This window comes from Streptomyces sp. SS7 (assembly GCF_037993025.1).
Classification (GTDB): Bacteria; Actinomycetota; Actinomycetes; order Streptomycetales; family Streptomycetaceae; genus Streptomyces.
Map to the genome: position 1 here is coordinate 3,833,820 of NZ_CP141223.1, position 21,160 is coordinate 3,854,979.

Consider the following 21,160-nt stretch of genomic DNA (forward strand, 5'->3'; position numbering starts at 1 on the left):
GGTGGGTCCCCCTGGTTTCACTCCGCCCGAGCGTTCACTTCGGGCGGGCGGTTGTCGGGCGGGCGGCTCTACTCGGTGACGTCGATCAGGTAGCGGTTGGTCTCCACGCCCGCCGCGGTGACGACCTGGACCTCCAGCCGGCCGGGTTCGACGTCGACGGGGACGGGGACGGTGAGGACGGCGTCGGTGGGGTTGCTGAAGCCGCCGGCGACCGGGACCAGGGGGACATGGACATGGACCGGGCCGATGCGGACGACCATGCGGGAGAGGCGGTCGGCGGTCTGGGCGCCGGGCGGGACGAAGCCGGCGCCGCGGATCTCGATGTCGTCGCCGGTGCGGATGGGGGCGTCGAGGTCGCCTGCCTCGCGGGAGCGGACGACGGAGAGGATGACGGGGCGGCCGCCCTCGGCGTACTTGCCGGCGAGGTAGGTCGCGGCCGAGACCAGCACCACGACCGCGAGGCCCCAGGGCAGGTCGGGGAGCTGGTCCGGGCGGCGGGCCAGGCGGACCGCGGCGAAGGCCAGGGCGACGGCGCTGATGACGACGTACTGGATGTCGGCGAAGGTGCCGCGGCCGGAGTCGTCGGTGAGGAGGTCGGCGGCCCGGGGGCGGTGGGCACGGACCTTCTGGAGCCGCTGGGCCAGGACCCTCAGGCCCACCACCCGGCGGACGAGGACCGCGATGCCGCAGACCACGGCGAGGACGGTGACGACACCGGCGCCGCGGGCGAGGTCGAGGCCGGAGATGAGGGCGTCGCGTTCGGTGTGGCTCGAGGCGGCGGCGAGGCGGCCGACGAGGACGAGGACGGCGTAGGAGAGGAGGAGGACCCAGGCGGCGGCGACCGCGCGGGAGGTGGAGAGGCGGTTGTCCTCGCCGATGACGGGGGCGAGGACGCCGCCGCGGGCCCGGTGGAACCAGGAGGCGGTGGTGAGGGCACCGGCCACGAGGAGCGCGGCGAGGAGTCCGGCGGTGCGGGCCGAGGTCCAGCCCGCGCCGATGGCGGTGACGGCCTGGACGAGGAGGAGCAGCACGACCGCCGCCCAGACGGTGGTGGCGGTGCGCAGCCAGAGGCGGGACAGCCAGGCCCCGCCCTCGGCGCGGCCGCGTTCGGCGACGAGTTCCGCCGATTGGGTGAGTTCCTCGGAGACCCACTGGCGGGAGGCCGAGACGGAGTGGGCGACGGCGGCCGGGAGACCCTGACCGGCGGCGAACTCGTCGCGCTGGCGCAGGAACGCGGCGACCGCGCGCCGGTGTCCCTCACGGGCGCCGTGCGGGCAGTCCCCGCAGGTGCAGCCGCCGTCGTGGGGGCCCGCGCCATTGCCCGGGTGCGCACCCTGTCTCGCCTCCTGTACCGCCACGTCCGACGCCCGCCTTCCCCGTGACCCGAACGAGCGGCGGCCCGTGCGGGACCCGTTGTGGATCCCGGCCGCCGCACTGCTGACAACTCCCCCGCGATGACAGCGAATTGTGCCCTACCGCACACGGTCCGGTTTCGGCAGGTCTGGTCGGAGCGGGTGAAGAAGGGAGGGGTCGTGTTGACCGGCTGCCAGAATTGTCCGTATGGCCGAGATCATCCAGCGTGACGGCGGCTGGGCCTTCGACGGTACGGCGGTGCGGATCACGCCGGGGCTGCACCGTTCCGTGCCGCTGTTCCGGCGGGCGTACGGGGAGATCGTCGTGCCGTTGGAGGCGGTCGCCGGGGTCGTGTACCAGCCGGAGCGGCGGCGGGGGCGGCTGCGGATGCGGCTGAGGGAGGGGGCGGATCCGCTGTTGCAGGCGACGGGCGGGCGGCTTCCGGAGGGGGCGGATCCGTACCGGCTGCTGGTGGACGTGGACCGTTGCGGGCTGGCGGAGTACGTCGTGGAGGAGATCCGGCACGCGCTGCTGCTGGACCAGGTGCCCAAGGAGCCCGCCCGGTCCTATCTGCTGCCGGGGCCGCCGGTTCCGGTGTCGGTGCGTTCGTCGGACGGCACGGTGTCCTTCGACGGGTCGCGGGTGCGGATCGACTGGGCGGACACCTCGGACCGGGTGAAGCGTGCGCGGGGGCCGCTGATCCTCGGGGTGGGGGATCTGCTGCGGCTGGAGTGGTTGCCCAACTCGGGGCGCGAGGACGGCTTCCTGCGATTCGTCACCCGGGAGTCGGTGTGCGCGGGGCTGCCGGCCGAGAAGGATCCGTACGCGCTGGATCTGTGGGGCGGTGTGCAGCGGGATCTGCTGACCGCGCTGGTGGCGACGGCGGTGACGGCACGGCTGCCGCACCCCTCGGTGCGGGCGGACGCCCGGGGCGCGGACCGGCGGCGGTGGGCGGCGGCCGTTCCTTCCCGGGCCGACCCGCATGACGCGCTGTTGCGCAGGCTGCGGGAGCTGGGTGAGCTGTACCGGGAGGGGGTGCTGACGGACGAGGAGTTCGCGCGGACGAAGGCCGTGCTGCTGCGCGGCTTCCAGGAGGGGGCTGGTGCCCCGACAGGCAACGTTTGCCCGTGACGGGGCTTGCGTTGCCTGTCGGGGCACTAGCTCAGCAGGTCCGGTTCGCTGCGGCTGATGTCCTGCCAGAGGGGCTGGTAGTTGATCCAGGCCACGAGGTCGCCGCCGAGTTGTTCGCGGGTGGCGACGGCCGCGCGGTGGTCGATCAGCAGGGGGCGGCCTGCGGCGCGGGCGGTGAGCTGGACCTTGCTGGAGCGTTCCATGGACAGGAACCACCAGGCGGCCGCGTCGACCGAGTCCCCGACGGTGAGCAGGCCGTGGTTGCGCAGGACGAGCGCCTTGCGGGAGCCGAGGGCGCTCGCGATGCGCCGGCCCTCCTCGGCGTCCACGGCGACCCCGGTGTAGGCGTCGTAGAGGGCGTGGTCCTCGTAGAAGGCGCAGCTCTCCTGGGTGAGGGGGTCGAGGAGTTCGCCGAGGGCGGCGAGGGCGCGGCCGTACACCGAGTGGCAGTGGGCGACGGCGACGACGTCCGGGCGGGCGGCGTGGACCTGGGCGTGGACGGTGAAGGCGGCCTGGTTGACGTGGTAGCCGCCCTCGACGACCTGGCCGTCGGAGTTGGCCAGAACCAGGTCACTGACGGTGACGTGCTTGAACGGCATGCCGAACGGGTTGACCCAGAAGCAGTCGCTGTACTCCGGGTCGCGGGCGGTGATGTGGCCGGACACGCCGTCCTCGAAGCCGAGGCGGCCGAAGATGCGTACGGCGCCCGCCAGGCGTTCCTTGCGGTGCCGGCGCTCGTCCTCGACCGAGTCGTGCATCGGCGGCATCGCGAAGTTCAGCCGGTCGGTGGGCAGCGGGGCAGGCGGCGTGGGCCCGTGCATCGGTCCTCCAGCACTGGGTGGGTGTACGGGCGGAAGTTACCCTCGGTCAGCGCAGGAGAACAGGGTTGTTATGCAAAGATGACGTGCGTCCGGCGAACACGACAGGAATACGACAGAAGATGTCCTGTATCGCGTTCACACTCCGGGTATGACAGCGAACACCACAGCGGTCGGCTGGGCGGCCTTCGTCGCGGCCGAGCCCGCTCTCGCGCGGACCGTCGAGGAACGGTTCGGCGCGTTCACCCATCACGTCCTGGCCACTCTGCGCAAGGACGGTTCTCCGCGGACCACGGGACTGGAGGTCCGGTTCCTGGACGGGGAGCTGTGGCTCGGCATGATGCCGGACTCGGTCAAGGCGCTCGATCTGCGGCGCGATCCGCGTTTCGCGCTCCAGGCCAACCCGGGCGAGGGCACGGGGATGGGCGGCGGCGACGTACGGATCGCGGGGCGTGCGGTGGAGGTCGCGGATCCGGCGGTGAAGGGGGCGTACCGCGAAGAGGTGGAACCGCCGGAGCCGTTCCACCTCTTCCGCACCGAGCTGACGGAGGTCGTCAGGACCTACGTCGAGGACGAGACGTATCTCGTCGTGCAGGTCTGGCAGCCCGGTGCGGGGCTGCGCGTCGTCAGGCGCAGGTGATCCCGGGGAGGGACCGCACGCCGGTCCCGGGGACCTACTCCCACTCGATGGTGCCCGGGGGCTTGGAGGTGACGTCGAGGACGACGCGGTTGACGTCCCGCACCTCGTTGGTGATCCGGGTGGAGATCTTCGCGAGGACGTCGTACGGCAGCCGTGACCAGTCGGCGGTCATGGCGTCCTCGGAGGAGACGGGGCGCAGCACGATCGGGTGGCCGTAGGTGCGGCCGTCGCCCTGGACGCCGACGCTGCGGACGTCCGCGAGCAGGACGACCGGGCACTGCCAGATGTCGCGGTCGAGGCCGGCGGCGGTGAGTTCCTCGCGGGCGATCGCGTCGGCGTCGCGGAGGAGGTCGAGACGCTCCTTCGTCACCTCGCCGACGATCCGGATGCCGAGGCCGGGCCCGGGGAAGGGCTGGCGCTGGACGATCTCCTCCGGCAGGCCGAGCTCCTGGCCGACCATGCGGACCTCGTCCTTGAAGAGCTTGCGGAGGGGCTCGATGAGCTTGAACTCCAGGTCCTCGGGGAGGCCGCCGACGTTGTGGTGGGACTTGATGTTGGCGGTGCCGGTGCCGCCGCCGGACTCGACGACGTCCGGGTAGAGCGTGCCCTGGACCAGGAACTCCACCGCCGGGCCCTCGTCCGCGACGATCTCGGCCTGGGCCTGCTCGAAGACGCGGATGAACTCGCGCCCGATGGTCTTGCGCTTCTCCTCGGGGTCGGAGATGCCCTTGAGCGCGGTGAGGAAGCGCTCCTCGGCGTCGACGACGACCAGCTTGACGCCGGTCGCGGCCACGAAGTCCTTCTCGACCTGCTCGGTCTCGCCCTTGCGCATCAGGCCGTGGTCGACGTAGACGCAGGTCAGCTGGTCGCCGATGGCGCGGGCGACCAGGGCCGCGGCCACGGCGGAGTCGACGCCGCCGGAGAGGCCGCAGATGGCGCGCTTGTCGCCGACCAGGTCGCGGATCGCGGAGACCTGCTCCTCGATGACGTTGCCCGTGGTCCAGGTGGGCTTCAGGCCGGCGCCGCGGTAGAGGAAGTGCTCCAGGACCTGCTGGCCGTGCGTGGAGTGCATGACCTCGGGGTGGTACTGGACGCCGTAGAGCTTCTTCTCGTCGTTCTCGAAGGCGGCGACCGGGACGACGTCGGTGGACGCGGTGACGGTGAAGCCCTCGGGGGCGGCGGAGCAGGCGTCGCCGTGCGACATCCACACGTGCTGCTCGGCCGGGGTGCCCTCGAAGAGGGTGGAGGACGTCCGGGAGACGTGCAGATCCGTACGGCCGTACTCGCGGGAGCCGGTGTTGTCGACGGTGCCGCCGAGGGTCTGCGCCATCAGCTGGAAGCCGTAGCACATGCCGAAGACGGGGACACCGGCCTCGAACAGCTCGCGGCCGAGGCGGGGGGCGCCCTCCTCGTACACGGACGAGGGGCCGCCGGAGAGGATGATGGCCGCCGGGTTCTTGGCGAGCATCTCCTCGACCGGCATGGTGCTCGGCACGATCTCGCTGTAGACCCGGGCCTCGCGGACTCGGCGGGCGATGAGCTGGGCGTACTGCGCGCCGAAGTCGACGACCAGGACGGTGTCGGGGGCGGTGGCAGCGGGAGTCGCTGTGGACACGGGGGCCTTCCGGCGGTGGGGCGGGGGTCTGTGTGTACGCCGATTCTACCGAGGCGGTCGTCGGAACGGTCCCGTCCCCGGGGGCTCCGCCCCCCGGGCCCCGGGCAGGGCACGGGCGGCTGTGGCATACTCCCCTCCATGCGCAAGCTCCCGACCTTCCTCTTTACCTATGGCGACCGGCCCACCGGCTGCCATGGTCGTGCTGCTTGAGCCACTGACAAGCGACTTCCCAGGCGCCCCGGGCCGACAAGGTCCGGGGCGCCTGGCGTTTTCCGGGGTTGTCGGTCCGGGGCCCATCCGACACCCACCCCACCAGGAGTCCCCATGACCGCCCTCGACGTGACCGGCGCCCGTACCCCCGAGGCCGCCGATGTGATCACCGGTGCGCGGGAGCGCATCGACGCCCTCGACGACCGGATCATCGGGCTGATCCAGGAACGGGCGGCCGTGTCCGCCGTGATCCAGGAGGCCCGCATCACCTCCGGCGGCCGGCGCGTGAACCTCTCCCGCGAGATGGACGTGCTCGGCCACTACAGGGAGGCGCTGGGCAAGCCCGGTACCGCCCTCGCGATGACCCTGCTGGAGCTGTGCCGGGGTCGTATCTGAGTTCGGGCGCCGTCTCACCCGTACGGCGCGTGACCGCCGCCGGGCCCGTTTCGTTGGTCCCGGTGTCCGTTCCAGCCAGGTGCGGGCCCGGAAGTACCACGCGTGGCTCACTGGAGCGATGAGGCGGACGGATCGTGCCGTGCGTCGTGGGACCTCGCTCCAGGTAAGTGACCGGACGGCAGGGGACAGCAGCCCGGTCACCCAAGAGAACGGTCGGCCCCGGGGACGCCCGGGGCCGGTCGGCGGACTTGGCAAAGATGCACAAGAACCGGGTCGAAAGGTTGCGGGCGCCGCGTTCATCCAGCACGATGCAGAAACAGCCCTCACCGCTCCGAGTCCCGTCCCGGCCGATGCTCTTGTCCGGTTGTGTCCCGGATGACTTTCAGAGGTCCAGACCAACAGTGCGGCGCAATCCCCCGGCGCCGCCTCCCAGGCACCGGCGCTGCCCTGACGCCGGTGCTGACGAAAGAAGGGCCCCGCGGATCCGCCCCACGGGGCCCTTCGTCGTACCCGGCACCCCCGACCACCAGATGAGTGACGCAGATCACATAAGAATCTTGTGAAGTCAGGACAACGATTCACAGGATTCACGGGTCACAGCAGGCGAAACAAGGGTCACGCCTGCGCCCCACATTCGCAGAAGGCCTCCCCCGACAGTCGATCTCCCGAGGTCTTCATGAAGCTCCGCCGGACTCTCCTCACCGCCGCCGCGACAGCCGCGATGGTGCCGCTCACCCTGCTCTCCGCGCCGGGAGCGTTCGCCGAGGAGTCCGGCTCGCCGTCGGCGAGCGCCTCCGAGTCCGGGACCGCCGCCGCGCCGGACCAGGACGCCGTGGACACGTCGAGCCCGTCCGGCTCCGCGTCCGGCACCGCCTCCCCCTCGGCGACCCAGTCGCAGACGGGCAGCGCCTCCGGCTCCCCGTCGGGCTCGGCCTCGCAGTCCTCCTCTTCCTCGGCGAGCGCCTCGGCCTCCGCGAGCGCGTCCACGAGCGAGAAGCCGTTCGACCCGTTCACCGACTGCAGGGCCTTCGAACTGGACGAGAACCTCACCGCGCAGATCAAGGGCCTGCCGAACAAGATCGTGGCCGGTTCCGGCTGGCACGACTTCACCTTCAAGGTCAGGAACGACTCCGGCCAGGACCTGACGAACGTCTACATCGACGCCTTCCTGGAGTACGGCGACGACAACGACGCCTGGCTGTCCGAGGGCCTCGCCGTCATCCAGGTCAAGGAGGACGGGAAGTGGACCGACGGCTTCCAGGACTCCTACGAGGACGAGAACGGCAAGCAGGTCAACGTCACCGGCTCCTTCGTCGGACTGCTCGACACCCTGGAGAAGCACAGCTCCAGCACGCTCGACCTGCGCGTGAAGGTCAAGGCATCGGCCCCGGCCGGCTCGTCGTTCGCGCTGAGCGAGGCGATCTACGCGGGCAAGGACGCCACCTGCCACGGCAACGGTGACTTCTACGACGTGAAGATCCTCGCCGCCGGCAGCGACGCGGGTGACGTCGACGACGCCGAGCCGAACGGCGAGAAGCCCGACACCGACGACGGCACCCGCGCCCAGGGCGGCGCCAAGCCGATCGACGGCACTCTCGCCTCCACCGGCTCCGACTCCTCGCTCCCCGTCATCGGGCTCGTCGGCGGTGTCGCCGTCCTCGCCGGTGCGGGAGCGGTCGTCGCGGTCCGGCGCCGCAGGACCACCGGCGCGCACGCGTAAGGCGCCGCCCGGTACAGCGAGAGGGACCTGTGCTCGGAGGGGGGTGCAGGTCCCTTTCGCTTGCCCGCGGACCGCCTGCCGGGAGCCGGGTTCCACGGTCTACGGCCGCTGCTTCTTGGGGGGCACCGCCGGCATCCCCAGGAACGGCAGGCGCAGCGCGCCGAACGCCTCCGCCGGGACCGCCGGGATCTGCGGCTCCACCGGCTTCAGGCGCTCGTACGCCGCTCCCTGCGCCGGACGCGGGTCCGCCTCGCCCTTGTTGGGCCAGTACGACATCGCCCGCTCGGCCTGGGCGGTGATCGTGAGGGAGGGGTTGACGCCCAGGTTCGCCGAGACCGCGGCGCCGTCGACGACCGAGATGCCGGGGTGGCCGTAGAGACGGTGGTACGGGTCGATGACCCCGGTCTCCCGGGAGTCGCCGATCGGACAGCCGCCGAGGAAGTGGGCGGTGAGCGGGGTGCCCACCAGCTCGCCCACGTTGGAGCCGGCGAAGCCGTTGATCTCGGCGGCGAGCGCGGCGGCCGCCTCGGAGGCGGCCCTGATCTGCTTGGGGTTGGGCGCGCCGTGGCCCTGGCGGGCCGTCAGCAGCCCCTTGCCGACGCCCGTCTGCTTCAGGTACGTCGTCAGCGAGTTGTCCAGCGACTGCATCACCAGGCCGATGATGGTCCGCTCCGACCAGCGCCGGTTGGACAGCGAGCGCAGGACGAGCAGGGGGTGCCGGGCGGCGTTGGCGAGCCAGCCGGCCACCCGGGAGGAGCCCTCCGCGTACGGGACCTGGAGGATGGACAGGCCGCCCATGGAGTTGGAGCCCTTGCCGTAGCGGACCGGCTCGATATGGGTGTTCTCGTCCGGGTGGATGGAGGAGGTGATGGCGACGCCGCGGGTGAAGTCGGCCTTCGGCGCGCCGGTCGCCCGGCGGTAGCGGCGGTCGTCGGTCTGGGCGCCGACCAGCGCCTCGGAGTTGGTGCGGGTCAGCTCGCCGAGTCGGTCGGACAGGTACGGCAGTTGTCCGTTCGCCTTCATGCGGTGCAGCAGGGTCTGGGTGCCGTAGGTGCCGGCCGCGAGGACGACCCGGCGGGCCTTGAAGGTGCGGCCCCCGGCGCGGCGGCGCTCGTCGGTCGGGAGGGTCGCCACCGCGTACCCGCCCTGGGAGTCGTCCGTGACCGACACGACCGTGGTCATGGGGTGGACGACCGCGCCCGCCCGCTCGGCGAGGTACAGGTAGTTCTCGTTGAGGGTGTTCTTCGCGCCGTGCCTGCAGCCGGTCATGCACTCGCCGCACTCGGTGCAGGCGTTGCGGTCGGGGCCCGCGCCGCCGAAGTAGGGGTCGGCGACCCGCCCGCCCGGTTTCGCCCGCGCGGCGCCGTCGGCGTCCTCGCCGTCGCCGAAGAACACGCCGACCGGTGCGAGGTGGAAGGTGTCGGCGACGCCCATCCGCTCGGCGGCCGCCTTCAGGTGCACGTCGGAGGGGGTCGTCGTGGGGTTGAGCCGTACGCCGAGCATGCGGCGCGCCTGGTCGTAGTACGGGCTCAGTTCCTCCTGCCAGTCGGTGATGTCCCGCCACTGGGGGTCGTCGAAGAAGGCCTTCGGCGGGACGTAGAGGGTGTTGGCGTAGTTCAGGGAACCACCGCCGACGCCCGCGCCCGCCAGGACCATGACGTTGCCGAGGAGGTGGATGCGCTGGATGCCGTAGCAGCCGAGTCTCGGGGCCCAGAGGTAGTTCCTCAGGTCCCAGGAGTTCTTGGGCAGGGCCTCGCGGGTGAAGCGGCGGCCGGCCTCCAGGACGCCGACCGTGTAGCCCTTCTCCGTGAGGCGCAGGGCGGTCACGGAACCGCCGAAGCCGGAGCCCACGACGAGGACGTCGTAGTCGTAGGTGTCCTGGGGCACGGGGGTCTCCTCGTTGCTTTCGCGTGCGGGCCGGTTGTGGCTGGTCGCGCCCGGGCGGCGGAGCCGCATATCGATACAGCTCCGGGCCCCTGGTCGGCTACCTGAGCCTCAGTGCCTTCATCACCCTCAGGCTCGTGCTCATGAAGGCCGCGTACTTCTCGTCGTCCATCCCCAGCGCCGGCGCCATCGGCAGCAGCCGCTGCTGGGCCACCGTCTGGGCCTCCGTGTACTTGAGGATGCCCTCCGAGCCGTGGCGGCGGCCGAGGCCGGAGTCCTTCATGCCGCCCATCGGGGACTGGACGCTGCCGTAGGCGGGGGCGTAGCCCTCGTTGACGTTGACCGTGCCGGTGCGCAGGCGGGCGGCGACCTCGGCGCCGCGGCGGCCGTTCCTGGTCCAGACGGAGGAGTTCAGGCCGTACGGCGTGGAGTTGGCGAGGGCGACCGCCTCGTCGTCGGTCGTGAAGCGGTAGATCGAGACGACCGGGCCGAAGGTCTCCTCGCCGCACACCGCCATGGGCTCGGTGACGCCGTCGAGGATGGTCGGCTCGTAGAAGTAGGGGCCGATGTCGGGGCGGGCCACTCCGCCCGCGACGACCTTCGCGCCCTTGGCCACGGCCTCCTCCACGTGCCGGGTCACGGTCTCCAGCTGGCGTTCGCCGACCAGGGAGCCCATGTCGGCGCCGTAGGCCAGGGAGTTGCCGAGGCGCATGCCCCTGGTGCGGGTGGCGAAGCGCTCCAGGAAGGCGTCCGCGACCGACTCGTGGACGTAGAGCCGCTCGATGGAGATGCAGAGCTGGCCGGCGGAGGAGAAGCAGGCGCGGACGGCGCCCGCGGCGGCCTTCTCGATGTCGGCGTCGTCGAGGACCAGCATGGCGTTCTTGCCGCCGAGTTCGAGGGACACGCCGACCAGCCGGGCGGCGGCGCCCTGGGCGACCTCGCGGCCGGTGCGGGTGGAGCCGGTGAAGGAGACGTAGTCGGCGTGCCGGACGACCTCGGGGCCGACGACCGGGCCCTCGCCGAGGACGACCTGGAAGACGTCGGCGGGCAGCCCGGCCTCGATGAGGAGGTCACGGGCCCACAGCGCCGTCAGGCAGGTCTCCGTGTCCGGCTTCATGACGACCGCGTTGCCCGCGACGAAGGCGGGGAGCGCGTCGCCGACGGAGAGCTCCAGGGGGTAGTTCCAGGGGGCGATCTGGCCGACGACCCCGCGCGGGTGGCGCAGTTCGGTCACCTTGGTGAGGGTCGGCATGGCGCCGGCGTGCCGCTTGGGGCGCAGGTACGCGGCGGCCCGGCGGCCGTAGTGACGGGCGGCGATCGCGACGGCCTGGACCTCCTCATGGGCGTGCAGGCGGGCCTTGCCGGTCTCCAGCTGGATGAGGTCGAGGACCTCGGCCTGACGGGCCAGGACCAGGTCGTGGAAGCGAAGCAGGACGGCGGCGCGCTCCCGTACGGGAGTCCGCGCCCACACGGCCTGGGCGGCGCGGGCCGCCTCGTAGGCCTTCACGACGTCCTCGGGGGTGGACTCGGGCAGGTCGGCGAGCTTCTCGCCGGTGAACGGCGTGTGGTTCGCGGTGCGGCCGGAGCCGACGACGCCCTTGGTCAGCTGGGCGACGAGCTGGGGGGTGACCACGTCGGCGGCGGTGCGGACGCCCGCGGGGGCGGGGGCGAGGGGGTTGGTGCCTGCCGGGGCCGTAGCTGCCGGGGCGGTACCTGTCGCCGTTTCCGCCGTCCCTGCCGCCGTGTCCGCCGTCCCTGCCGCCGTGTCCGCCGCCTCTGCCGGGGTCGTCGTACCGGCCGTGGTCGTCGTGCCTGCCGTGTTCGTCGTGCCGCTGCTGTCCGGGGCCTGCGAGTCCGTCATGACGCGCAGGGTATGCCGCGGGAAGGACTTTGGGTACCCGCGGGTAACGGGGATTCACCGACCGTCCACACGGCGCCAGTGTCCACTGGCAACGAAGCCGCTGATCAGGGCGCCGATCGGGGGGCGGCGCGGTTCAGCGGCTCTCCAGCTCCAGGGGGGCGCGGGACGCCGTGACCACGGCCTCCAGCTCCGCCGCGACCTGTGCCGCCTCCGGCCGGCCGTCCGGGTCCGGGCCGAGCAGCCGCCGGACGAGCGGGTCCAGCGGACCGGCGTCCGCCACGGCGGCACGGAGCAGGGCGCCGAGCGACCACAGGTCGGAGGCCGGGCCGGCGTCGTGGCCCGCCCTGCGCTCGGGGGCGGCGAAGTCCGCGGAACCGGGGAGGGCGCCGGCGGGCGGCTCCGGGGTGGCGGCCAGGCCGAAGCCGGTGAGGACGACCCGGCCGTCGGAGCCGAGCAGGACGTTCGCCGGCCTCACCTCGCGGTGGACGATGCCGACGGAGTGCGCGGCGCGCAGGGCGCCGAGGACGGCGAGGCCGATACGGGCGGCCTCGGCGGGGTCGAGGGGGCCGCGGGCGAGCGCCTCGTGCAGGGACTCGCCGCGGATCAGCTCCATCACGATCCACGGCGGTCCGTCGCCGGCCGCCTCGGGCGCGCCGTCCTCCTCCACCACGTCGAGGATGGCCACGGCGGAGGGGTGGTCGACGAGGGCAGCGGCCCGGGCCTCGTGGTGGAGGCGGTGGGCGGCCCTGCGGCGGTCCTCGTCCCCCGGGTCGCCGGGCAGCCGGGGCTGCTTGACGGCGACCTCGCGGTCCAGGAGTCCGTCGTGGGCCCGCCACACCGTGCCCGTGGCACCGGAGCCGATCCGTTCGAGCAGCCGGTAACGCCCGGCCGCGACAAGGTCGTTGACGCCTATGGGAGCGCCGTCGTCACTCATGCCCCATGACTACCACGAGCACCCGCCTCCAAGCCGTCCACCGATGCCGGATGCCTATGGATGACTACGGCTTGTCGAGGTCCAGGTTGGCGATCGCCGTCCGTGCCACCTCGCGGCCCCGCGCGGTGAAGTCGCCCTTGCCCGGGTAGCCGATCAGCAGCTTGTACATGTCGCCGGCGCTGGACCGGTAGTAGAAGATCCGCAGCTCGCGCGGGCGCGGGTCCTGACTGTCGTCGGTGGTGTAGACCACGGTGTTCCCGGCGGCGGGCCTGCCGTCCCGGTACCGCGCGTTGCCGTCGGTCGTCGTGTGCGGCTTCTTCGGCATGTCGAGCTCGTAGCTGCCGGACTCCTTGAAGTCCCCGTCGTCGGCGTACATCTCGGCCGCCGCCGAGGCCTTGATGTTCCTGCCCGTGTCCTCCGCCTTGCGCGCCACCTCCAGCACGACCGAGACCGCGCCGCTCGGATCGGTGTAGGCGACCCAGTGCTCGTCGTCCCTGCGGTCCTTGTCCGGCTCGCTGCGCACATAGGTGCCGGGCACGGCGAGGGTGGCGGTGACGTCCTTCTCGTGATGCCGGGTCCAGCCGTCCGGCAGCGGTCCGGCGAACGGATCGGCGATCAGCACGTACGCCGTCGCGGCCGCCGCGAGCACCACGGCCGCGAGCGCGGTCCACGCCGTACGGCCCGGGCGGCGCCGGCGCTCGGGCACCCCGGTCGTCGCCGGGGCGGGCGCGTCGGCCGCGAGCGGCGACGCGGGGAGCGGCGCGGGCGGGTCGGCGGCCGCCTCCAGCAGGGCCCGCACCTGTGCGGCGCCGGGGCGGCGGGCCGGGTCCTTGTCGAGCAGTCCGTTGATGGCGTCGGCGAGCGGGCCCCGTGCGGCGGCCGGCGGGGCGGGCACGGCGTGCAGGACGGACTGGAGGGTGGCGGCCGTGTTGCTGCGGCGGAACGGCGACACGCCCTCCGTGGCCGCGTACAGCACGACGCCGAGCGACCACAGGTCGCAGGCCGGTCCCGGGCGCCGGCCGAGCACGCGCTCGGGCGCGATGTACTCGGGCGAGCCGACGAAGCCGCCGGTGTCGGTCAGGCTGGTCTCGCCCTCGATCTGCGCGATGCCGAAGTCGGTGAGGACGATCCGGTCGTGGCGGCCGAGGAGGATGTTGTCCGGTTTCACGTCCCGGTGCAGGATGCCCGCCGCGTGCGCGGCCTCCAGCGCGGCCAGCACCTCCAGACCGGTCCGGGCGGCCTCGCGGGCGCTGAGCGTGCCCTCCTGCAGGACGCTGCCGAGCGAGCGGCCGTGGACCAGCTCCATCACGATCCAGGGCTGTCCTTCGACGACGGCGACATCGTGCACGGTGACCACCGCGGGGTGGTCGAGCCGGGCCGCCGCCCGCGCCTCGCGGCGCATCCGCTCGAAGGCGTTGGACCGTTCCCGTTCGGGAAGATGGTCCGGTACGCGGGGCTCCTTGACGGCGACCTCGCGGTCCACGGTCTCGTCCTTGGCCCGCCACACCGTGCCCATGCCGCCGTGTCCGAGCCTGGCGAGCAGCCGGTACCGGCCGGCTATGAGCCGCCCGACGCCGGGCTCGCCCTGCGGTGCGGACGCCTCCGGGGCGGACGGGAGCGGTGCGGACGGGAGTGGGGCGGACGCACGCGGTGCGGGTGGTTGCAGAACAAAACTCGTCGTGTCGTCGGGCTCGTGGCCGACACCCCCGTGGTGGCTCATGGGTCCATCCCTATCGCGCCATGCGGGCCGGTTTCCACCGGAGAACGGCAACTACCGTGTCACGAACGTGTCGACCGCGACGTCGAAGTACTCCCGTGCCTCCCGCACCTTCCCGACGGGTGCCGACACCCACACGTCGTACAGCCGCCCGCCCTCCTCCCAGCACAGGTCGTAGGTGTGCCGGGGGCCCTCCGCCGCGCTGAAGCCGTCCCAGGTGAACTGCCAGAGGGCGGCGGGGTCCCCGCCGTGGGTGGTCTCGGTGACCGTGCCGTCGTGGTAACCGGGGTTGGTGTCGGGCCCCTTGGCGGCCGCGCGGCGCATCACGCCCAGCGGGCCGCCCGACTGCGGGGCGGAGACCTTGATGCCGAGCCGGAAGGTCTGCCCCGGGGACAGGTAGAAGACGCGCTCGCCCTGCGGCGCGCGCGTGAAGTCCTCCGGCACGGCGAGGGCGAACCCGGCGGGGTCCTCGGCGACGCGGTAGCCGGAGGGGGCACTGGGGCGCTCGTCGGAGGCGGGGCTCGCGGCGCCCGGGGCCGACGCGGACGGGGTGCCGCCGGGGCTCGCCGAGCCTCCGGCGGCCGGGCCCGTGTCCGGGCCCGTCGTCTCCCGGGACGCCGACCCCGTGGGCCTCGGGGACCCCGTGGAGCCGGTATGTCCCGGGGGACGCGCGGAACTGGTGGGGCTCGTGGGTGAGTTGGCGCCGCCGTCGCGGTTCACCAGCAGCGCCGCCGCCGACACGCCCGCGCCCGCCATCGCGGCGACCAGGAGCGCGGCGATCAGCACACCCCGCGAGGAACGCTCCTGCGCGGCCTGCGACTCCGGGCCCGGCCGGGTGTGCGCGGCCCCCGGCCCGGTCCGCTCCGACGGCCGGGACTGCTCCGCCCGTGACTCCTCCGGCGGCCGCGGCTGGTCCGACCGCGCGGACGGCCGCCGGAACCGCCCGGTCGCCCGGGAGCGGGCCGGCAGGTCCTCCCGGGTGGGCGTGTACCCGGAGCCCACGGGCTCCGGCGTACGCCCGGTGTCGAGGAAGGCGCGCAGCAGCCGCTCCGCTTCCGCCGGTGCGAGCCGCCGTTCCGGATCGCGCTCCAACAACCCCCGAACGACTGGCAGCAGCGGGGCCGCCTCGGCGGGGGTGCGGATCTCGGCGAACACGACGGCGTGCAGGATGCCGCCCAGGGAGTCGCGCCGGAAGGGCGACTCGCCGCTCAGCGCGGTGCACAGCAGCGCGCCCAGCGACCACAGGTCGGACTCGGGGCCGGTGCGGGCGCCGGACATCCGCTCCGGGGCGGTGTACTCGGGCGATCCGACGAAGGAGCCGGTCTCGGTGAGCGTGGTGGCGCCGGCGACCTGCGCGATGCCGAAGTCGGTGAGGACGACCCGGTCGCTGTCGTCCTCCAGCAGGACGTTCGCCGGCTTGATGTCCCGGTGCAGCACCCCGGCCGCGTGCGCGGCGCGCACGGCGCCGAGCAGGGCGACGGCGATCCGGGCCGCCTCCTCCGGGGCCAGCGGGCCGTGTCCGGCGATCCGGTCGGCGAGCGAGCCGCCCTTGATCAACTCCATGACGATGTACGGCCGTTCGTCGTCCTCGACGACGTCGTGCACGACGATGATGTGCGGATGGCTCAACTGGGCCACCGCGCGGGCCTCGCGCAGGGTCCGGTCGCGGCGGCCGCGCGCCTCCTCGGCGGACAGCGTGTCGTCCTGGATCAGCTCCTTGACCGCGACACGCCGTCCCAACAGCTCGTCCGTGGCACGCCACACGACGCCCATGCCGCCCCGCCCGAGCCTCGCCTCGAGCCGGTAGCGGCCCGCGATGACGCGGACGGCGTCCCCCTCGGTCCCCATGGGCCCATCATGCCCCACCGGATGTCCCCGCTCCGGGTGGCCGACCGGCCAACCCCCCGTCAGGAGGCGCCGGGTTCCCGCCAGCTCTGCAGTACGGCTTTGAACTGTTTGGCGGTAGTGGCCCAGTCGTTCGCCGGGGAGGACATGTAGATCACGTACTCCGAGCCGTCCCGGGCGATGTACGTCTCCTCGACGGCCCGGCGCGGCCCCGGGAACTCCGAGTCCTTGGCCAGCGCGGTCCAGGTGTACTCCCACTCGGAGCCGTCGCGGTCGCGGTAGAGGTTCTTCTCCAGCTTGACCGTCTTGTAGTCCACCAGCCGCTGGAGCTGTGCCTCGAGGTCCTTCTGGTGGGCGTACGGGTCGTTGTAGTCGGGCGACGTGTCCAGGGCGATCCGGACGAAGTGCTCGCCGCCGTCCGGGGAGTAGTCGATCTGCTTGAGGTCGCCGTCGTCCTGGTAGACCGACCGCGTCCAGCTCTTGTCGGGCAGGGAGAGCCCGAAGCCCAGCTCGTCGTCGATCTTGGTCCAGGTGTCGGGCACGCCGCCCTGGCTGCCGGGGCTCGCGTCGGCCGACGGGCTCGACGAGGCGGAGTCCTGGGGCGCGGGGGACGCGCCGACGTCCTCCCGGCCCTGGCCCCAGTTCTGGAGCGCCATGGCCGTCCCCCCGCCGACCAGCGCGGCGACCACGACCACCAGCGCGAGCGTCCGCAGCCGGCGGCGGCGCGGGGGCTCGGCGGCCGGCACGGGGCCGAGGTGGACGGGGCCGGAGTGCCCGGGATGGGGCACGGGACCGGAACCGGTGCCGGAGTACGGGAGGCCGCTGCCGGAGTACGGCAGACCGGCGGCGGTCGGCCCGGCGCCGCCGGGGACGCGCGTCGACGCCTCCGCCGAACCGGGTCCCGTCGGGTTCCCGGGTCCCGTCGGGTTCCCGGGTCCCGAGGGCGGCCCGGCGTGCGCCCCGGAGGCGTACTGCGCCCCCGAGTCGTACGACGGGTACGACGAGCCCGTGCCGCTCGTCCCGCGGTCGGATCCGCCGTACGCGGCCGGGCCCTGGGGGCGGCCGGGGCGGGTGTATCCGCCGGGTCCGCCGTACTGGGTGGGCACGAAGGCCTGCGCCGCGTCGGGGCGGCGCCCCTCGGCGGCCTCGGCGAGGAGCTGCTCGGCCGCGGACGTGGAGGGGCGGCCGGCCGGGTCCTTGCACAGGAGCGCGGCGATGACGGGGGCGAGCGGACCGGCGTGCTGCGGCTCGGCGGCCTCGTCCTCGACGACGGCCTGAAGGGTGCTCAGCGCCGAGGTGCGGCGGAACGGCGAGCGCCCCTCCACCGCCGTGTACAGGGTCGCGCCGAGCGCCCACAGGTCGGAGGCCGGCCCCGGGTCGTTGCCGCGGATGCGCTCCGGGGCGAGATAGTCGACGGAGCCGACGACCTCCCCCGTCCGGGTGATCGTGGTGTCGCCCTCGATCTGGGCGATGCCGAAGTCGGTGAGCAGGACCCGGCCGTCGTGCGAGATGAGCACGTTGCCGGGCTTGACGTCCCGGTGCAGGACCCCGGCGGAGTGCGCGGCGCGCAGGGCGCGCAGCACCCACAGACCGACGCGGGCCGCCTCGGCCGGCTCGATCCGGCCGTCCTCCTTGACGGCGTCGGCCAGCGAACGGCCCTCGACCAGCTCCATCACGATCCACGGCCGGCCGTCGTGTTCGAGCACGTCGTGCACGGTGACGACGGCGGAGTGGTTGATCCGCGCCGCGGCGCGTGCCTCGGCCCGGGTGCGCGCGAGCAGGACCGGCTGGTCACTCTCGGTGACGTAGAGGGCGGCGGTCAGCTCCTTGATCGCGACCGCACGGTGCAACAGCTCGTCGTGCGCCCGCCACACCCGACCCATGCCACCGCTGCCGATGGTGTCGGCGAGCCGGTAGCGGCCCGCGAGGAGCAGGCCCTGCATCTGATTCACGTTGCCCCGCAATGCTCTTGACAGGCTCAGGGTAAAGACCGGGATGCCTCCGGGGAACCAGGGGGGTGCCAAGGAGACAGCACTGTGACGGTTGTCGCTTCTGCGGCGGGTCCGGGAACCGGCCGGACCGCGTGGCCCGCCCGACGGCCGAACGCGCTTGCTCAGCCGCTGTACTGGTACGTGGCCGCCGCCTGCTCGTAGAGCCGGGTGACCTCGTCCCGCTCGGCCTCGGGCCCGCGCACCTGGACGACGTGGTAGCGGCCGTCGATGAGGATCGCGAGGTTGCGGACGTACAGCTCGCGGCCGCCGTCGGACCAGGTGAACTGCCCTTCTGCCATGGTGCGGGTGCCCACGGTCGTGGTCCGCAGCCCGGAGGCGGTCGCCCAGCTGGAGTCGCGGTACGGCTGCAGCTCGCTCTCCTTCTCCCGCTGATAGACCATCGGGTCTCCGCCGTTGGCGGAGGCGCTGTCCCGCCCCGGTACGACGATCAGCTCGAAGTCGCCGTGGGAGTACACGATCTGGCCGCGCCCGTTCTTGCCGGTGCGGCTCCAGCCGTCGGCGACGGCGATCCGGAAACCGGCGGCGTCCTTACGGAGGGTGAAGCCGTCGGCGGCGTCCGTGCCGGAGCCGGTCTGGGTCTCGGTGGCCTCCGCGCCGCTCCCGCCGCCGGGCGAGGTCTGGTCGGGCCGCGGCTCGCTGCTCGCGTCGGGGGCCTGACCGGCGGGTGCGCTCGCGGAGGCGGTGGCCCCGGTGTTCTGGGTGCCGCCGGTCGCGTTCGCGCCGTCCTTGTCGGCCTTGGGCATGAACAGGACGGCGTAGGCGACGGCTCCGGCCAGCAGCAGCAGGATCAGCACCAGCAGGGTGCGGCCGAGGCTGCGCGGGGAGCGGCCCTCGTCCTGCCGGGCCCGCTTGTGGCGGCCGTGCGGGGCGGGCAGCCCGGCGCGTCGTCTGCGCACCAGTTCGCCCTTGCGGCGCACGATCGGCAGCCGGCGCGGGTCGGTGGGCGGCGCGGCGACGACGTACGTGCCCGCCTCCGGCTCGGGCGCGGAGCGCACCAGCGAGCGCAGCCAGCCGCGCAGTTCCTCGAAGTCGAGGCGGTCGGTGGGGTCCTGGCGCAGCAGCGACTCGACGACCGGCCTGAGCGGTCCGCACTCCTCGGCGAAGGCGGGCGGCTCGGCGCACACCATCTGCACCAGCTCCGCCGTCGACTCCTCCGGATAGGGCGCGTGTCCCTGTACGGCCCGGAAGAGCAGGGCGCCGAGCGCCCACAGGTCGGTGGCGGGGCCGATCGGCGCGGCGAGCTGCCAGTTCTCGTGCACCGGTCCGGCCTGTTCGGGTGCCCAGCGCTCGGTGACGGGTCCGACGACCGCCATCCGGGCCTGCCGGGCGCGCTCGGCGGCGAGCGCGGTGGCGGGGCCCCCGCGCACGCCGTGGCCGGGCGCGCCGGCGGCCGCGGGATCGCCCCAACGCGCCCCGGAGCGCCCGTCACCGGCCGCTCCGCCGGGCTGGGCCGGGACGGGGACGGGCGGCTGCCCGGCGGCCGCCGGGACGGGCGGATACCCTCCGGGGGCGGGCGTCGGGCCCGGTGCGGTGTGCGGTGCGGGGGCGCCTCGTACGCCATAGGGGTCGGCGATCTGTCCGGGCGGGCCGGAGGGTGCTCCGGTGGTACCGCTCAGGGCGTGCGGGGTGCCGCCGGGGAGCGCGGTGTTCGTGCCGGGCGCGCCGTACGGGGAGGCGGTCACGGGGCCGTGGTCGTCCTCGGCGGGGGTGCGGGCCCCCGGCAGGGCGGTGCGGCCGCTCTGCTGGGACTCCTGGACGCGGGCGGCGGCGCGGGCGCCCGCGCGGTAGGCGGCGATCGCCCCGGCGCGCGCGGCGCGGATGTCCCCGCCGGTCTCCAGGGGCGCCCGTCGGGCGACCTCGCCCGACGCCCCGGCGCCGGTCGCCGGCTCACCCGTCGGCCCCGGCAGCCCGCCGGCCGCCCGCGCCTCGATGGCGGCGCGCCGCGCGGCCTCGGGATCCTCGGCCCCGGCGCCGCCCACGGACCCGCCGCCCGAAGCCCCGAGTGCGCCACCGGCGGTTCCCCCCGGGGGCGCCCCGGCGAATCCGCCGGCGGTCCGGCCGGAGGCCCCTCCGGCGGGAGCGCCCGCAGTGCCTCCGGCGAAACCACCCGAAGTACCTCCGGGGCTCCCCGGCGCGCTCCCGGGCGCGCCTCCCGGCGCACGGCCCGTGCTGCCGCCGGGCCCGCCGGCAGCGCCCGGTGCCGCGGGGTGCGCGGTCGTGGCGGGGGACGCCTGGAGGGCCGCGCCCGTCCCCGGTTCCTCCCGGGGCACCGGGTCGTAGCCGCACAGCGCCTCTTCCGCCGCGCCGACGGCGAGGCCGGTCAGCATGACCCGTCCGTCGTCGCAGACGAGGACGGTGCGGGCGGTGATGTTGCGGTGCACCCAGCCGTGCGCGTGCAGCACCCGCAGGGCCGTGAGCACGTCGGAGGCGACCTCGGCGGCCCGGTACGGGGTCAGCGGCTGCTCGGCGAGGAGCGCGGCGAGCGGCCGGGCGGCCACCAGCTCACTCACTATCCACAGCGAACCGCCGTCGGCGAACACGTCGAAGACCTGGTCGAGCCGGGGGTGGTCGGGGATGCCGGCCGCCGCCTGCGCGGCCTCCACGGCGCGCCGTACGACGGGATCGGCGGGCCGCCGGGTGCTCGCGCCCGCGCGTGCGCCGGGGACGCGCCCGGCGCCGCCCCGGTGCTCACGCGCCGTGAACCCCTCGGGCAGCCCCCCGGCGTCGAGCACCTCGGCCTCGACGACCTCGGGCAACGGAACCTGGCGGACCAGGACTTCCTGGCCGCTGTAGGTGTCGAAGGCCCGGGTCTCGGTGAGTTCGTACTCGTCGGAGGGGGGCAGCGGCAGGCGGTAGCGGTCGGCGAGTACCCGTCCCGCGTAGTCGTCCACATGGCCTCCCCCGGCCGGCCCGGTCGGTCACATCCGTTCACCGTACGACCCGTTGCAGCCGTATCCGGCCACGGAGCTGGATGCACACGGTCCGCAGCCCTTCACGATACGTGCCGGAGGCAACTCTCCGAGA

13 protein-coding genes and 1 pseudogene are annotated in these 21,160 nt (G+C 73.8%); 4 read left to right on the plus strand and 10 right to left on the minus strand.

Features of this window, described 5'->3' with window-relative positions; genetic code table 11:
• Positions 1 to 68 precede the first annotated feature (68 nt).
• Positions 69 to 1,358, minus strand: coding sequence for a hypothetical protein (locus tag U5640_RS17600; protein ID WP_340376743.1), 1,290 nt, complete (start codon positions 1,356 to 1,358; stop codon positions 69 to 71).
• 202 nt (positions 1,359 to 1,560) lie between these two features.
• Between U5640_RS17600 and U5640_RS17605 the strand changes: the two genes are divergently transcribed.
• Positions 1,561 to 2,484 (plus strand): DUF4429 domain-containing protein, encoded by a 924-nt coding sequence (locus U5640_RS17605; protein ID WP_340376744.1) that lies wholly within the window; start codon positions 1,561 to 1,563, stop codon positions 2,482 to 2,484.
• Positions 2,485 to 2,510: 26 nt separating this feature from the next.
• Here the strand turns inward: U5640_RS17605 and U5640_RS17610 are convergent, their stop codons facing one another.
• Positions 2,511 to 3,305, minus strand: a complete 795-nt coding sequence (locus tag U5640_RS17610) for a class II aldolase/adducin family protein (protein WP_340376745.1) — start codon at positions 3,303 to 3,305, stop codon at positions 2,511 to 2,513.
• 148 nt (positions 3,306 to 3,453) lie between these two features.
• On the opposite strand from U5640_RS17610, the gene U5640_RS17615 reads away from it, so the two are divergent.
• Complete coding sequence (locus tag U5640_RS17615; protein WP_340376746.1) at positions 3,454 to 3,942, plus strand: pyridoxamine 5'-phosphate oxidase family protein; 489 nt, start codon at positions 3,454 to 3,456, stop codon at positions 3,940 to 3,942.
• A gap of 34 nt (positions 3,943 to 3,976) precedes the next feature.
• Here U5640_RS17615 and guaA read toward each other — a convergent pair whose 3' ends face one another.
• Positions 3,977 to 5,557, minus strand: coding sequence for a glutamine-hydrolyzing GMP synthase (guaA, locus tag U5640_RS17620; RefSeq protein WP_340376747.1), 1,581 nt, complete (start codon positions 5,555 to 5,557; stop codon positions 3,977 to 3,979).
• A 324-nt stretch (positions 5,558 to 5,881) separates the two neighbouring features.
• Here guaA and U5640_RS17625 point away from each other — a divergent pair, with 324 nt between their 5' ends.
• Both U5640_RS17625 and U5640_RS17630 read left to right on the plus strand, forming a co-directional pair.
• The gene (locus tag U5640_RS17625) at positions 5,882 to 6,163 is read left to right on the plus strand and encodes a chorismate mutase (RefSeq protein ID WP_067249054.1); all 282 of its coding nucleotides are present in this window, start codon (positions 5,882 to 5,884) and stop codon (positions 6,161 to 6,163) included.
• 676 nt (positions 6,164 to 6,839) lie between these two features.
• On the plus strand, positions 6,840 to 7,883 hold the full coding sequence (locus tag U5640_RS17630; protein ID WP_340376748.1) for an LPXTG cell wall anchor domain-containing protein: 1,044 nt from the start codon (positions 6,840 to 6,842) through the stop codon (positions 7,881 to 7,883).
• 99 nt (positions 7,884 to 7,982) lie between these two features.
• On the opposite strand, the gene U5640_RS17635 is transcribed toward U5640_RS17630, so the two are convergent.
• From U5640_RS17635 to U5640_RS17665, 7 genes and pseudogenes are all read right to left on the minus strand, one after another.
• Positions 7,983 to 9,770, minus strand: a complete 1,788-nt coding sequence (locus U5640_RS17635; protein WP_340376749.1) for a GMC family oxidoreductase — start codon at positions 9,768 to 9,770, stop codon at positions 7,983 to 7,985.
• A gap of 97 nt (positions 9,771 to 9,867) precedes the next feature.
• Positions 9,868 to 11,628 (minus strand): succinic semialdehyde dehydrogenase, encoded by a 1,761-nt coding sequence (locus tag U5640_RS17640; protein ID WP_340376750.1) that lies wholly within the window; start codon positions 11,626 to 11,628, stop codon positions 9,868 to 9,870.
• 175 nt (positions 11,629 to 11,803) lie between these two features.
• Positions 11,804 to 12,562 (minus strand): annotated as a pseudogene (locus U5640_RS17645) (serine/threonine-protein kinase); the annotation flags it as partial.
• A gap of 64 nt (positions 12,563 to 12,626) precedes the next feature.
• Complete coding sequence (locus U5640_RS17650) at positions 12,627 to 14,282, minus strand: serine/threonine-protein kinase (protein ID WP_340376751.1); 1,656 nt, start codon at positions 14,280 to 14,282, stop codon at positions 12,627 to 12,629.
• Positions 14,283 to 14,333: 51 nt separating this feature from the next.
• Positions 14,334 to 16,127 (minus strand): protein kinase, encoded by a 1,794-nt coding sequence (locus tag U5640_RS17655; protein ID WP_340376752.1) that lies wholly within the window; start codon positions 16,125 to 16,127, stop codon positions 14,334 to 14,336.
• A 59-nt stretch (positions 16,128 to 16,186) separates the two neighbouring features.
• Positions 16,187 to 18,067, minus strand: a complete 1,881-nt coding sequence (locus U5640_RS17660; protein WP_340376753.1) for a protein kinase — start codon at positions 18,065 to 18,067, stop codon at positions 16,187 to 16,189.
• Positions 18,068 to 18,237: 170 nt separating this feature from the next.
• Positions 18,238 to 21,027 (minus strand): protein kinase, encoded by a 2,790-nt coding sequence (locus U5640_RS17665; protein ID WP_340376754.1) that lies wholly within the window; start codon positions 21,025 to 21,027, stop codon positions 18,238 to 18,240.
• Between the last annotated feature and the right edge of the window lie 133 nt (positions 21,028 to 21,160).